The sequence below is a fragment of the Caballeronia sp. LZ029 genome (assembly GCF_031451275.1).
Taxonomy (GTDB): Bacteria; Pseudomonadota; Gammaproteobacteria; order Burkholderiales; family Burkholderiaceae; genus Caballeronia; species Caballeronia jiangsuensis.
On record NZ_JARUXO010000001.1, the window covers coordinates 2051404 to 2065704 of the forward strand.

At 63.1% G+C, this 14301-nt stretch carries 12 protein-coding genes and 4 tRNA genes; 5 read left to right on the top strand and 11 right to left on the bottom strand.

The window, feature by feature from the left end:
• Positions 1–18: 18 nt before the first annotated feature.
• Positions 19–756, top strand: coding sequence for a DNA polymerase III subunit epsilon (gene dnaQ, locus QCE73_RS09715; protein WP_187605772.1), 738 nt, complete (start codon positions 19–21; stop codon positions 754–756).
• A 69-nt stretch (positions 757–825) separates the two neighbouring features.
• A tRNA-Val gene (locus tag QCE73_RS09720) sits at positions 826–900 on the top strand.
• A 91-nt stretch (positions 901–991) separates the two neighbouring features.
• Here QCE73_RS09720 and QCE73_RS09725 read toward each other — a convergent pair.
• The 3 genes from QCE73_RS09725 to QCE73_RS09735 all read right to left on the bottom strand — a co-directional run bounded on the left by QCE73_RS09725 (position 992) and on the right by QCE73_RS09735 (position 3645).
• On the bottom strand, positions 992–1465 hold the full coding sequence (locus tag QCE73_RS09725; protein WP_309880967.1) for a DUF2214 family protein: 474 nt from the start codon (positions 1463–1465) through the stop codon (positions 992–994).
• 64 nt (positions 1466–1529) lie between these two features.
• Positions 1530–2360, bottom strand: a complete 831-nt coding sequence (locus QCE73_RS09730; protein WP_238215403.1) for a hypothetical protein — start codon at positions 2358–2360, stop codon at positions 1530–1532.
• A gap of 220 nt (positions 2361–2580) precedes the next feature.
• Positions 2581–3645, bottom strand: coding sequence for a glycosyltransferase family 4 protein (locus QCE73_RS09735; protein ID WP_035501645.1), 1065 nt, complete (start codon positions 3643–3645; stop codon positions 2581–2583).
• Positions 3646–4454: 809 nt separating this feature from the next.
• On the opposite strand from QCE73_RS09735, the gene QCE73_RS09740 reads away from it, so the two are divergent.
• Positions 4455–6335, top strand: coding sequence for an ABC transporter ATP-binding protein (locus QCE73_RS09740; RefSeq protein ID WP_309880969.1), 1881 nt, complete (start codon positions 4455–4457; stop codon positions 6333–6335).
• A 57-nt stretch (positions 6336–6392) separates the two neighbouring features.
• On the opposite strand, the gene otsA is transcribed toward QCE73_RS09740, so the two are convergent.
• Both otsA and otsB read right to left on the bottom strand, forming a co-directional pair.
• Positions 6393–7778, bottom strand: coding sequence for an alpha,alpha-trehalose-phosphate synthase (UDP-forming) (gene otsA / locus QCE73_RS09745; RefSeq protein WP_309880971.1), 1386 nt, complete (start codon positions 7776–7778; stop codon positions 6393–6395).
• Entirely contained in the window at positions 7775–8527 is a 753-nt protein-coding gene (gene otsB, locus QCE73_RS09750) for a trehalose-phosphatase (protein ID WP_187605778.1), read from the bottom strand. Before otsB ends, otsA begins: the two co-directional genes overlap by 4 nt.
• A 264-nt stretch (positions 8528–8791) precedes the next feature.
• On the opposite strand from otsB, the gene QCE73_RS09755 reads away from it, so the two are divergent.
• Both QCE73_RS09755 and QCE73_RS09760 read left to right on the top strand, forming a co-directional pair.
• Positions 8792–9421 (top strand): SCO family protein, encoded by a 630-nt coding sequence (locus tag QCE73_RS09755; RefSeq protein ID WP_309880974.1) that lies wholly within the window; start codon positions 8792–8794, stop codon positions 9419–9421.
• 2 nt (positions 9422–9423) lie between these two features.
• Positions 9424–10302, top strand: coding sequence for a cytochrome c oxidase assembly protein (locus tag QCE73_RS09760; protein WP_309880976.1), 879 nt, complete (start codon positions 9424–9426; stop codon positions 10300–10302).
• Here the strand turns inward: QCE73_RS09760 and QCE73_RS09765 are convergent.
• From QCE73_RS09765 to uvrC, 6 genes are all read right to left on the bottom strand, one after another.
• Positions 10297–10791: a GNAT family N-acetyltransferase gene (locus QCE73_RS09765; RefSeq protein WP_309880978.1), complete on the bottom strand. Its 495-nt coding sequence runs from the start codon at positions 10789–10791 to the stop codon at positions 10297–10299. The genes QCE73_RS09760 and QCE73_RS09765 overlap by 6 nt on opposite strands.
• 116 nt (positions 10792–10907) lie before the next feature.
• A tRNA-Cys gene (locus QCE73_RS09770) sits at positions 10908–10981 on the bottom strand.
• A gap of 78 nt (positions 10982–11059) precedes the next feature.
• Positions 11060–11135: transfer RNA gene (locus QCE73_RS09775), tRNA-Gly, on the bottom strand.
• Between the two features lie 87 nt (positions 11136–11222).
• Positions 11223–11298, bottom strand: a tRNA-Gly gene (locus tag QCE73_RS09780).
• Positions 11299–11452: 154 nt separating this feature from the next.
• On the bottom strand, positions 11453–12049 hold the full coding sequence (gene pgsA, locus QCE73_RS09785) for a CDP-diacylglycerol--glycerol-3-phosphate 3-phosphatidyltransferase (protein ID WP_035501650.1): 597 nt from the start codon (positions 12047–12049) through the stop codon (positions 11453–11455).
• Between the two features lie 110 nt (positions 12050–12159).
• A complete protein-coding gene (gene uvrC / locus QCE73_RS09790) occupies positions 12160–14223 on the bottom strand; it encodes an excinuclease ABC subunit UvrC (protein WP_309880980.1) in 2064 nt (687 codons plus the stop codon).
• Between the last annotated feature and the right edge of the window lie 78 nt (positions 14224–14301).

Sequence of the window (14301 nt, forward strand, 5' to 3'; positions counted from 1 at the left end):
TCAAACTACACGTCATCTATGCGCCAACTGATACTGGATACCGAAACCACCGGCCTGAACGCGAGGACGGGCGACCGGATCATCGAAATCGGCTGCGTCGAGCTGATCAACCGCCGGCTCACCGGCAACAATCTGCATCTCTACGTGAACCCGGAGCGCGACAGCGATCCCGGCGCGCTCGCAGTGCACGGTCTCACGACCGAGTTCCTGAGCGACAAGCCGAAGTTCGCCGAGATCGCCGCCGAGTTGCGCGATTTCATCGCGGACGCCGAGCTGATCATCCATAACGCGCCCTTCGACGTCGGCTTTCTCGACACGGAGTTCGCGCTGCTCGGATTGCCGAAGGTGTCCGAAACATGCGCCGGTGTGATCGACTCGCTCGCGCAGGCCAAGCAGATGTTCCCCGGCAAGCGCAATTCGCTCGACGCGCTGTGCGACCGCTTCGGCATCAGCAACGCGCATCGCACGCTGCACGGCGCACTGCTCGATTCGGAGTTGCTCGCGGAGGTCTATCTCGCGATGACGCGCGGCCAGGAAAGCCTCGTCATCGACATGCTCGGCGATCAGCCTGCGTCGGGCTCGGTGTCGACGTCGCGCATCGCGCTCGACGATCTGGATTTGCCGGTGATCGTCGCGAGCGTGGAAGAGCTCGCCGCGCACGAAGCCGTGCTGACCGATCTCGACAAGGCGCTCAAAGGCACGAGCGTATGGCGCACGGAACCCGCGCCGGCCGAAGGCGATGCCGTTCCCGCATAAATTTTTCGAATTTGGCTTAAGAGGGTCTTTACGAAACGCGAAACGCCTGACATAATCTCGTTTCTCTTCGGGTGGTTAGCTCAGCGGTAGAGCACTGCCTTCACACGGCAGGGGTCACTGGTTCGATCCCAGTACTACCCACCAGAATTCTGGTGTTGGTAAAGACAAGCACCGAAGAACAAAAGGCCCAAGTCTCACGACTTGGGCCTTTTTCATTTTCCATCGCTTAATGTGGTTACGACGCCCATATACCGCGCGCCATCCCGCTCGCGGCGATCACCATCACCATCACGAGCCCGGCTTCAAGATCGCTCATCCACGCAAAACGCCGCGCGCGCGTCAAATCGATCGCCCCGCCCTGCGCAAGCGCGATGCGCCAGCGAATCAGCGCGAGCATCGGTGAGACTTCGATCAGCAGAATCGCGACGAGCACCGTCATCTTCAAATGGAACAGCGGCTCGTGCAGATAATACGCGGCCCCTTTTTCGAAGCCGCCGAACGCGCGCGTCACGCCCGTCACGATCAGCACGATCGCGGTGACGCCCCACACCGAATCCGAGCGAAACACGTCGCGCAACCGCAGTTCGTTCGCCTGAATGGACTGCGTGGCATCGAGATGCCGCAACGCGCGGGCGCGCGCGAGCACCGAGCCGAGCGCGAAACCGAAAGCAAGAAGATGAATTGCGGCCAGCGTCCAACGTATCAGCATCCTTTCCTCCCTGAAGAGACAGGAACGACGTGCACGGCAATTTCGGCTTGCGAAGGCGAACGATTCAGATCTGACGCAGCGTCACATCGAGCGCACGCGCCGCGTTGCGGTCGCCCTCGCTGGCGAGCGGCGCGCGGAACACAGTGGTGCGATTATGTCCGGCCGCGGCGGGCGAGTCCCACAACAATTCGACCTTCGGCGGCCGCGCGAACACGCCCCGCCGCACTTCGCCGCTTGCGCGAATCGACGGGCCAGCGGGTTCCGTTGCCGGCGTGAGCATCGTCGTTGACGGAGATACATCCGGCGATGGCGCCGGCCATTTCACCGACAGTTCACGCGCATCGTACTGGCCGAGCTTGCGGCTCTCCGCCCAGACGACCGCGGTCCGCGTGACGGGATCGAGCGAGATCGCATAACGGCCGATCGCGAAACGCCGTGCGGCGGCGTTGGTGCGCCACAGCGCACGCGGCCGACAGATCCACATGACGACCGCATAGAGCGCCGGACCGACGACGAGCCAGCCGTTGGTCTCGGCGAGCGCTTGCGTAAAGCGCCGCCATCCGGAACTCCAGATGAACGCGCCGACGGAAAACATCGCAAAGCCGAATGCCAGGAGCGCGATGAAGCGCAGCGCTTGCCGCAACCACTGCGGCAGCGGATGCAGCGGGCGCTCCATGCGCGCCTTCGCGCCCGGCAGCACGATCAGGAGAAAAATCAGGACGAGGTTCACACACGCCCACGGCGACGACGTCATCGCGCGCAGCGAGGACAAGTAGCCCATCTGCGACATCGAGAACGCCCAACGCGCCGCGAGCACCAGTCCGATCGCACGCAACGCGAACACGGTGCCGGCGCCCGGAACCGGGCTCGCGCTGATTTGCTTGGGTCTCGCCAAAAGAAACACTCCTGTCCACGAACATTGCATGCCGCTCCGCGCATCGCGAAGCCCGGTCATTATAGGGAGATTACGGATGTCGTCAGAGGTTTGACAACCGTAGCGCGGTCTGGCGCGCGAAAGGCAGACCCAAGTGTGCTATTACGACAACGCCCCGCGTGCCTTGAGGCACGCGGGGCGTTGTTTTACAGCCGATGCCGCGCAACGCGGCAAGACTTACTCAGCTTGCGTTGACTTCGCGCAGAACGGTGCGGCGCTTCTGGCGCAGCAATTCTTCGTACACGTTGACGTAATTCTGCGCCATCACCTTCGACGAGAATCGCGATTCGAAAGCGCCGCGGACCTTCTCGCGCGACAGCGTGTCGAGTCGCTTGACGGCGGCGATCGCTGAGAGTTCGTCTTCCACGACGAAACCCGACACGCCGTTTTCGATCACTTCCGGCACCGAGCCACGGTTGAACGCGATCACCGGCGTGCCGCAGGCCATCGCTTCGATCATCACGAGGCCGAAGGGCTCCGGCCAGTCGATCGGGAACAGCAGCGCGTGCGCGTTGCCGAGGAACTCGGTCTTTTCGGCTTCGCTGATTTCACCGATGTACTCGACGTGCGGCAGCGCGAAGAGCGGCTTGATCTCTTCTTCGTAGTACGCGCGGTCGGCCTTGTCGAGCTTCGCGGCGATCTTGATCTTCATGCCAGCGGCCTGCGCGATACGGATCGCGCGATCGACGCGCTTTTCCGGCGAGATGCGGCCGAGGAACGCGAGATAACCGGGCTTCACGTTCGGGATCGGCTTCAGCAGGTTTTCCGGCAGACCGTGGTAGACCGTCGAGAGCCAGTGCGCCTGCGGCAGCGGCTGACGCTGGTTGTCCGAGATCGAGATGACCGGCACGTCGTTGAACGTGTTGAAGATCGGCTGGAGTTCGGGCAGGTCGAGACGGCCATGCATCGTCGTCAGGAACGGCACCGGCTGGCGCGCGAACAGCGAGAACGGGTAGTAGTCGATGTGGAAGTGCAGCACGTCGAACTCGTCCGCGCGGCGGCGAACTTCTTCCAGCAGAAGCATGTGCGGCGCCATCGTGTCGCGGATGGTCGGGTCGAGGCGCAGTGCCTGCGGCCAGAATGCTTCGAGCTTGGCGGACGTCTGCGAATCACCGCTCGCGAAGAGCGTGACATCGTGTCCAGCATCCACGAGTGCCTCGGTCAGATAAGACACCACGCGTTCCGTGCCGCCATACAGCTTCGGCGGAACAGCCTCGTGGAGGGGCGCGATTTGAGCGATTCGCATGTCGTGAAACTCCTAATGAAAGATCAGGCAAGTACTACAGTCATGTTGACGTTGGAGAGCGAATCGCTCGGCTCGGGCGAAGCTTCCCGCGGCGCGGTGGCCGCGGCGCTATGGCTGATGCTCGAGTGAAAAAGCGGGGTCGCTGATCACCGGTTTGTCGCGCTGGCGTTCGGACTAAGCAAATGCGGTTCCATATCTCGAAAATCGCCGCGCGCCAGCAATTAACGCGCGTCTGCTTCGGCGGTTGACGGGAACTTGCAAAAACCTGTCGGAAACCTAAGGGCAAACCCGGATCGAATTATGGAGCTTTTTACAGGGTCACGACGGCAGTCATTTCAACTTATTTACCTTGTTACACGGGGGATACATTTTGCAAACCCCTGTTTATTAAGGTTGTTCTACATTGGAGCACGGACTTGTCGCGGCATGCGCCCGTCGCCGCGGCAAACAATGGTGTCTGTTCGATTGCGCCTGCCAAGCCTGAAGGCTGGCGCGTCGCGTGCTCTTCGAGATGTCTGCCTGCCCGGCGAGCGTTTCGTCGCAAAAAGCTGCGCAATATGCTTACAATGCGCGCCCATGCCGTCAGCCGTGCGCCCGGCAGGCCTGAAGGCCGGGCCGCAGCCCAATTTTCGCCACGGGCGACGTTCGGATGGCCACATAGCCCGAACGTCATATGCCCGAGAACGCGTTGCCCGCCGCGATACTGGCTACAATTCGTGATGGAGACGGCGCAGCGTCGCCTCGCTTGACGTCAGTCGCGCCGGATCGGGCGACGCATCGCATGCCGGTTGCCGCAGTCGACACCGCGCATGGCACTGCCCGAAGGCGCAACATACGCTCAACCGCTCTACGACCAAAAAAGACCATTGGACCAACTCACCGTCTCCCAGCGTAACGCGCACAACGCGAAGCTCTCGAGCTACGCGCATCGGCCGCTCGCGTTTCTGCTCCGCTACATTCGCCGGCATCCCGTCGCGCATGCCATCGTGCTCTTCAGCGTATTCGCCGCCGTCGGCTGCGCCCTCGCCTCCCAGTACGCGATCAAGCATCTGATCGATGTCCTCGGGCAAGGCCGCGGGCATCCCGGGCCGCTCTGGGGCGCGTTCATGATCCTCGTCGGACTGATCGCCGCCGACAACCTGCTCTGGCGGGTCGGCGGCTGGGTCGGCGCGCACGTATTCGTGATCGTTACCGGCGACTTGCGCAAGGATCTGTTCTCGTACCTGTCCGGCCATTCGCCGACGTACTTCTCCGAGAAACAGCCCGGCATGCTCGCGAGCCGGATCACGGCCACGTCGAACGCGATCTACACCTCCGAAAACGTGATGGCGTGGAACGTCCTGCCGCCGTGCATCGCGGTGCTGGGCGCGATCGTGATGATCGTCTCCGTCAATCCGCTGATGGCCGCCGGCCTGATGTCGGCGTCGGTGATTCTCGCGCTGATCCTCTACCGCCTGGCGAAGCGCGGCTCGGCACGGCATCACAGCTTTGCGTCGAAGGCGGCGTCGGTCGATGGCGAGCTCGTCGACGTGATCGGCAATATGGCGCTCGTGCGCGCCTTCGGCATGACGTTCCGCGAGCAAAAGCGCTTCGGCTCGACGGTGAAGGCCGAAATGGTCGCGCGTCAGCAGAGTCTTCTGTACCTCGAAAAACTGCGCCTGTTCCACGCAGTCGTCACGGCCATTCTCTCCGCCGGCCTACTCGGCTGGGCGCTGTGGCTGTGGTCGCAAGGGCGCGCGACCTCGGGCGATATCGTGCTGGTCAGCTCGCTCGGCTTCACGATTCTGCACGGCACGCGCGATCTGGCGGTCGCGCTCGTCGATGTCACCCAGCACGTCGCGCGTCTCGCCGAAGCCGTCCAGACGTTGCTCGAACCGCACGGCATGCCGGATCGCTCGGACGCGACCGAACTCGTGCCGCAGGGCGGCCGCGTCGATTTCGACAACGTCACGTTCGCGTATCCGCGCCGTCGCCCGATTCTCGACAATTTCCATCTGCATATCGAGCCGGGTCAGCGCGTCGGTCTGATCGGCAAATCGGGCGCGGGCAAGTCGACCGTGCTCGCGCTGCTGCAGCGCTTTTACGAGACGCAGAAAGGCAGCATTAAGATCGACGGCCAGGATATCGGCGCGATCACGCAGGACAGCCTGCGCCACGCGATCGCGCTCGTGCCGCAGGATATTTCGCTGTTCCATCGCACCGTGTTCGAGAACATCGCTTACGGGCGTCCGGAAGCGAGCCGCGAGGACGTGCTCGCCGCCGCGCGCGAGGCGCGCTGCACGGACTTCATCGAAGCGATGCCGGAAGGTTTCGACACGATCGTCGGCGACCGGGGCGTGAAACTGTCGGGCGGCCAGCGTCAGCGCATCGCGATCGCTCGCGCGATCCTGAAGAACGCGCCCATTCTCCTGCTCGACGAAGCGACCTCCGCACTCGACAGCGCATCCGAAGAAGCGATCCAGCAGGCGCTCGATCGTCTGATGGTCGGCCGCACGGTGATCGCGATCGCGCACCGTCTGTCGACGCTGCAAAACTTCGATCGCATCATCGTGATGAGCGCGGGCAAGGTCATCGACGACGGCTCGCCGCAAGAATTGCGCGATCGCCCGGGGCTGTATCGCGAGTTGCTCGCGAAGCAGCACGGCAAGCTGCCGTCGATCGTCGCGACGCCGCACAAGCAGCCCGCCTGAACGCAACGCCCGTCGAGAAAAGCCGTGTTTTCGTGAGGAAACACGGCTTTTTTGCGTCTACGCGCCGGCTTTCAGATCGCGCAGGAAGTTGTCGCGCCACACAGAGACATTGTTCTCGCGAAGCTGCTGCATCATCTCGCCGTAGCGCGCCTTGCGTTCGTCGAGCGGCATCTTGAGCGCGATGGCGAGCGCATCGGCCATTCCGTCGATGTCGAGCGGATTGACGATGAGCGCGGCCGTCAGTTCGCGCGCCGCGCCCGCAAACTGCGACAGCACCAGCACGCCGGGATCGTCCGGATCCTGCGCCGAAACGTATTCCTTCGCGACGAGATTCATGCCGTCGCGCAATGGCGTGACGAGGCCGACGTGCGCCTCGCGGAACAGCGCGGCGAGCACCGGCCGCTCATATTGACGATGGATATAGCGGATCGGCGTCCAGTCGAGCTCGGCATATCGGCCGTTGATGCGGCCCGATTCCGCTTCGAGCTGGAAGCGCATGTCGCGATAGGCATCGACATCGGAACGGGTCGGCGGCGCGATCTGCAGAAACGACACGTTGTTGCGCTGACGCGAATCGTGCTCGACCAGCCGCTCGAACGCGCGAAATCGCTCGACGAGACCCTTCGAATAATCCAGGCGATCGACGCTCATCACGAGCTTGCGATGATGCAGCGTCGCCTTGACGATCTCGACGTCACGCCCGCTTTCGCCGTCTTTCGCGAGCGCGGCGATCTCGTCGGGATACACGCCGATCGGATACGCCGCCGCGCGCAGCGTCTGGCCGAACGCGCGGACCTCGACCGGTTTCGCGCCATCGCGCCTTAGCGAGCCGCCCGCTTCGGTTTCGATGTAATCGCAGAACGCGCGCAGATCGGGCTCGGTCTGAAAACCGAGGAGATCGAACGCGCACAGTGCTTCCACAAGTTCGCGATGGCGCGGCACGCTCAACAAAATCTGCGCCGCCGGAAACGGAATATGCAGAAAGAAGCCGATGCGATTTTTCACGCCCAGCGCGCGCAGCGCCTGCGCGAACGGAATCAGATGATAGTCGTGCACCCAGATCACGTCGTCGGGTCTGAGCAGCGGCGCGAGCTGCTCCGCGAGCCAGCGGTTCACGCGGCAATAGCCGTCGTATTCGTGGCGATCGAACTCGATCAGATCCGGCCGATAATGAAACGCGGGCCACAAGGTCGCGTTGGAAAAGCCGCGATAGTACTGGTCGTAGTCGCGCCGTACGAGGCCGATGGTCGCGAAGGTCACCGGCCCGTGCTCTTCCAGCTTGATGCCTTCGGGATGAGACGCGAGCACGTCTCCGCTCCAGCCGAACCACATGCCGCCGGTTTCTTTCAGCGCGTCGTACACGCCGACCGCGAGACCGCCCGCCGCGGGGCCGCCTTCGGAAATCGGCGCGACGCGGTTCGAAACGATGATCAGCCGGCTCACGCGTGCTTCCCGGCCGTGCCCGCGATCACCTGCAGCCAGTCCAGCAGCAATTCGACCGATTCGATACGCGAGCGCGCCACGGTGTCGCCCGGACCGATCTTCACCGACAGTCCGTCGAATTCGTTGACCACCGCAAAGCCCTTCTCATCGGTGAGATCGTCGCCGATGAACACCGGTTTGCGGCCCGTGAACGGCGGCTCGCTCATGTACGCGCGCACCGCGCGGCCCTTGTCGACGTCCTTCGGCTTGATCTCGTAGACCATCTTGCCGGGTTGCAGCACGTAGGCGTCGGCGTATTCCGCGACCAGCTTCTCGGTGGCCGCGCGCGCGGCCGGCTCGCGGTCGGGCGCGTTGCGGTAATGCAGCGCGAGCGCCGCGCCCTTGATTTCGAGCAGCATGCCCGGATTCGCGCTCACGACCTTCTCGAGCGCGTGCTCCATGCGCAGCAGCCGCTCGTCGTTGAAACCGATGCGCTGCACGTCGCCGTTCGAATCGCGCCGTTCCGCGCCGTGCATGCCCGCGACGGGCAGATCGGGCATCTGCAGGAACGAATCGATATTGTCGATGCCGCGCCCCGACACGACCGCCACCGCGCCGTTGGTCGCGCGCCGGAGCGCGGCCAGGATGTCGGGCACCGAGCGCGGCACGAAGATGCCGTCGGGCGTGGACGCGAGTTCGACGAGCGTGCCGTCGAAATCAAAGAAAAAGGCGGTCTCGGCAAGAGACAGGGAATCGGGAAGATTTGGCATCGATCTTTGGCCTGTGGTTTGCCTGTGATGTGGCGCGCGCCCGTTTGGGACATCGCAATGCGTGCGCATCTTACCGCGCGAACGCTTTCGGGTAAGAAAGCTCCTAGCTTACAACCTTCGCTGCAAGCCCTTTCAGCACGCCTGAGTCATGCGGCAAATCGTCTCAAAAATAGTCTAATGGCGACATGATGCGCTGGCAGCGCAGCAAAAGGCGTGTATTTTGCGACGAAGTTCATATCGAATCATCCTGCAACGCGATCTCCGATGCACGCTTCGTTCCTCCTTCTCGCCGCGCGGTCCGTGCGACTCCGGCGCTTCATCGCCCTTCTCTCGCTGTGCGCGCTCGCGGCGTGCTCCAGGCCCGCCGACCCGTGGCAATTGACCGATGTATCGGGCCATTTGCCGGACCTGGACTTCTCGCTCGTCGACGATGGCGGCGCGCCCGTCACCGGACAATCGTTCGCGGGCAAAACGACGCTCGTCTACTTCGGTTACACGCATTGTTCCGACGTCTGCCCCGAAACGATGGCGCGCCTCATGCAGGTGCTCCAGCGCGTGGGCGCCGACGCGGACAGGACGCGCATCGTGTTCGTCTCGGTCGATCCGGCGCGCGACACGCCCGCGCTCCTGCGCTCCTACGTGCGCGCTTTCGACGACAAACACGCCGTCGGCCTGACGGGCACCGAGCGCGCGATCGAATCGGTCGCGCAGCGTTATCGCATCGCGTATCAGATGGAAAAGCGCGACCCGAACGGCGAGTACGAAGTCACGCATAGCTCGGCCGTCTATATCTTCGATGCCGCCGGTCACGCGCGCCTGCTCGCCACCGATCACGATTCCATCGACGCCATCGCGAACGATCTGAAGCGCGTGATCCACGCGAAGGATGCCTGACGATGAGCGCGCTTCTGTACTGGCTCGACCCGTGGGAACCGTCGCCGACGGTCGTGATCGCCGTGCTCGTCGCGGGGATTCTGTTCGCGCGCGGCGCGCGGCATGCGCGCGTGTCGATATCGCGTCGCATCGCGTTCTGGTTCGGCTTGATCGCCCTTTATGTCGCGCTCCACACGCGCCTCGATTACTTCTTCGAGCACGAATTCTTCATGCATCGGCTGCAGCATCTCGTGCTGCATCATCTCGGGCCGTTCCTGATCGCATTGTCGTACCCCGGCGCGGCATTGCGCGCGGGCGTTCCGTTCGCATGGCGGCAACGCTGGCTGCGCCCGGCCGCGCAGAGCCGCGTGGCGCGCGTGTTCTTCGATATCGTGTTCAATCCCGTGATCGCGGTCGCGCTGTTCGTCGGGCTGATTTACTTCTGGCTGCTTTCGCCAATCCACTTCAAGGCGATGCTCGATTACCGGCTCTATCGCGTGATGAACTGGAGCATGGTGATCGACGGACTGCTGTTCTGGTGGCTGATTCTCGATCCGCGCCCGGCGCCGCCCGCGCGGCTCGCGCCCGGCAGACGCGTTCTCGTCGTGATCGCCGCGATTCCGCCGCAGATCATCCTCGGCGCTTATATCTTCTTCACGCCGCACGAGTTGTATCCGATCTATTCGATCTGCGGCCGCGCGTTCACGTGGATCACGCCGATGCGCGATCAGCAGATCGGCGGCCTCTTGCTGTGGATTCCGGGATCGATGATGAGCGTCGTCGGCGCGCTGATCGCCCTGCGCCACTGGCTGCGGCTGTCAGCGCGATCGCGGCTGAGAAAGGAACGTGTCGGACGCGGCGCGGGCGCGCCGGTCAACGGCCCGAAGGCCACGACTTCATGATCCGAAGCCGGGGCGGCGCATCCATACGTGCGGAATGCCGTCTTCGTCATGCAGACCCGACGACGGCACGAAGCCGAACGCGCCGTAGAAGCGTTGCAGATGCGCTTGCGCATGCAGGCTGACCGGCTGATCCGGCCATTGCTTCAGGATGTGTTCCAGCGCGCGCTCGAGCATCGCGTTGCCGAGCTTCAGGCCACGAAAGCCGGCCGTCGTCAGCACGCGACCGATGCGCACTTCCTTCTCGCTCTCGTCCGGGTGTCCAGGCAACAGCACGCGCAGATAGCCCGCGAGCGCGGGACGCTTGTCGCCCTTGCCGTAGGCGAAGAGGTGCCATGCATCGACATCGAGTCCGTCGATATCGCCATACACGCAATTCTGCTCGACGACGAACACGGCGCTGCGCGCGGCGAGCATGTCGTACACCTCGGTGGTCGTCAGGTCGTCGAAGCGCTTCCAGCGCCATTCGAATTCGGAGAGTTGGTCGGTCATTTGGATTTGTGTGGCAGAAGTATGGCAATTATGCCGTGCCGCGACGGGGACGCAGAATCGGCTGGATGCCGGCGTTCTGAAAAGAAAAAAGCCCTGACGGATCAGGGCTTTTCAAGTGGAGGCGCGGACCGGAGTCGAACCGGTCTAAACGGCTTTGCAGGCCGCTGCATAACCGCTTTGCTACCGCGCCACAAGCGGTTTTGGTGCTTACCGGCATGATGCCGGCTGAATCACCAAACAAAAAGGGAAGCTTGGCTTCCCCTTTGACTGGAGCGGGAGACGAGTCTCGAACTCGCGACCTCAACCTTGGCAAGGTTGCGCTCTACCAACTGAGCTACTCCCGCAATATCCTGCAATGCTAAAACTGCCGGCTCCCGATGCCCCGTTGCGCTTCGCCAATTCAGCGCCGATGACATCGAACCTTCAAAATCTGGAGCGGGAGACGAGTCTCGAACTCGCGACCTCAACCTTGGCAAGGTTGCGCTCTACCAACTGAGCTACTCCCGCATTTACTGCTGCTCTTTTGCTGTTGCTTCGCTTATTGCGTCGCGCCGTGCATCAGAGAAACGAGATTATGTAGAAGCCAAAGAGGGCTGTCAACTGTTTTGTGAGAGGAATTTTTCGCCCCGGCGCAATTTTTGCAATGTGCCGTTCGCTCGTCTCACAGCATGCCGCCGCGCTCGCGAATCTGGGGCCACGCGAGCTTCATGTAGTAGAGCATCGACCACACGGTGAGGAACGCCGCGACGTAGATGAGCCACAAGCCCCAAACGCGCGTGTCGATCATCCACGGCGTGCCGGCGATCTTCAGCGGCCCGTAGAACAGCAGCATCGGAATCGCGACCATCTGGCATACGGTCTTGAACTTGCCGAGCTGATTCACCGCGACGCTCTTCGATGCGCCGATCTGCGCCATCCATTCGCGCAGCGCGGAAATCGTGATCTCGCGTCCGACGATGATGAGCGCGATCACCGCATTCAGCCGCGACAACTGCACGAGCACGAGCAGCGCGGCGGTGACCATCAGCTTGTCGGCGACCGGATCGAGGAACGCGCCGAACGAAGACGTCTGATTGAGCTTGCGCGCAAGAAAGCCGTCGAACCAGTCGGTGAGTGCGGCGAGCACGAAGATAAGCATGCCGAGCAGGTTGCGATGCTCCGGGCTCATCATCATGTCCGGCAAATAGAACACGCCCACCACGAGCGGAATCAGCACGATTCGCAGCCACGTCAGGAAGATCGGTAGATTGAACGGCATGGGCGAAAGCGCTTGATGGACGTGTAAGGAAGCCGCCATTGTGCCGCGTCGACTCCGCGCTCACAAGGCGCGCCGCCCGCGCAGCGCGCCTCGCAGCCGGCTCTCGCGGCTCAATGCAACTGACGATAAATCTGCTGCGCGAGCGCGAGCGAAATGCCTTCGACGCTCGCCAGGTCCTCGACGCTCGCCGCCTGCACGCCGCGCAATCCGCCAAAGCGCGACAGCAGCCGCTGACGCCGTTTCGCACCGACGCCTTCCAGCTCTTCCAGCCGCGAAGTCTGTCGCGCTTTCGCCCGCTTCGCGCGCATGCCGGTGATCGCGAAGCGGTGCGCCTCGTCGCGGATCTGCGCGACGAGCATCAGCGTCGCGCTTTCCTTGCCGAGCTCGAGCGCGCTGCGGCCGTCGGCGAACACCAGCGTTTCGAGCCCCACCTTGCGCCCTTCTCCCTTCGCAACACCGACCAGCATGCCGTGATCCAGCCCGAGCTCGGAGAAAACCTGCCGCGCGATCTCGACCTGCCCCTTGCCGCCATCGATCAGCACGATGTTGGGCAGCGTGCCGCCCGCAGCCACGGGTTCGGCGGCATCGGGCGTGACGTTGGGATCGGCGGCATCGTCGGGTTGCAGGGTCGCCGCTTCGTCGTTCGCGTTCGCGGCTGCCTGCGCGACCATCTTCTCGTAGCGACGCGTGAGCACCTGGCGCATCGCCGCGTAGTCGTCGCCGGGCGTGATGCCGTTGATGTTGTAGCGCCGGTATTCGCCCGACTGCATCTTGTGATGGTGATACACGACGCACGACGCCTGCGTCGCCTCGCCCATCGTATGACTGATGTCGAAGCACTCGATGCGCAGTTGCGCGAGATCGTCCATCTCCATCGAGAGCGTGTCCACGAGCGAGCGCGTGCGCGCCTGCTGCGAGCCTTGCTCCGACAAAAGCCGCGCGAGCGCGAGCTTCGCGTTGTTTTCGGCCATCGAGAGCCACGCGCGTTTCTGGCCCTGCGGCTGACGCAGCAGCGTGACCTTGTGGCCCGCCTGTTCCGTCAGCAAATCGACGAGCTCGCGGCTCGACGGCGCATGACTCACGACGAGCACCGGCGGCACGCGATTGCCGATGTAATGCTGCGCCATGAAGGCTTCGAGCACTTCGGTTTCGAGCGCGCCTTCGCGCGATTCGGGTTCGGATTCCGGATCGACTTGCACCGGCTCGACACCCGCCTGCGCGATCGCTTCGTCGCTTTCGGGGAGATCGATGACTTCGGGGAGATCGTCTTCATCGTCAAGGGCAATCGCGCTTTCGACGTGCGCCGGGAAATACGCCTTGTCGCCGAGATGCCGGCCGCCGCGCACCATCGCGAGATTCACGCAGACCTTGCCGCCGAGCGCGACGACCGCGAGGATATCGACGTCGCTCTCGCCGCCGACTTCGATCGCCTGCTGATGCAGCACGGTCGACAGCGAACTCATCTGATTGCGCACCGCCGCGGCCTGCTCGAACTTCAGATCGGCGGCGAACGCGTGCATCTTCTGCTCCAGCTCCTTCATCACTTCGCCCTGACGCCCGAGCAAAAAACGCGATGCGTTCGACACGTCGCGCGCGTAGTCCTCTTCCGTGATGAGTCCCGTGCACGGCGCCGTGCAGCGCCCGATCTGATGCAGAAGGCACGGCCGCGTGCGGTTGTTGAAGACCGAGTCCTCGCACGTGCGCAACTGGAATACGCGCTGCAGGATCTGGATGCTCTCGCGCACCGCCCACGCGCTCGGAAACGGGCCGAAGTACTGATTCTTCTTGTCGACCGCGCCGCGATAGTAGGCCATGCGCGGAAACTTGTGGCCCGTGAGCTTGAGAAACGGATACGACTTGTCGTCGCGAAAGAGAATGTTGTAGCGCGGCGCGAGCGCCTTGATGAGGTTGTTTTCGAGCAGCAGCGCTTCGGCTTCCGAACGCGTGACGGTCGTCTCGATCTTGCGGATGCGCGTGACCATCATCGCGATGCGCGGCGAATGCAGCGTCTTCGTGAAGTAGCTCGACACGCGCTTTTTCAGGTTGCGCGCCTTGCCGACGTAGAGCACGTTGCCGTCGCCGTCGTAATAGCGGTACACGCCGGGCAGATGCGGCAATTGCGCGAGCGTCTTCTTCGGGTCGAAATCCGGTTGGGGGGCGTCGGTGTCGGTCATGCAGCAAGGGGGACGGAAAAGCATCGGCACGACGGTGAGCCGTGCCAGGCGCGTTATCTTAGAATCGCCAGTTTAGAA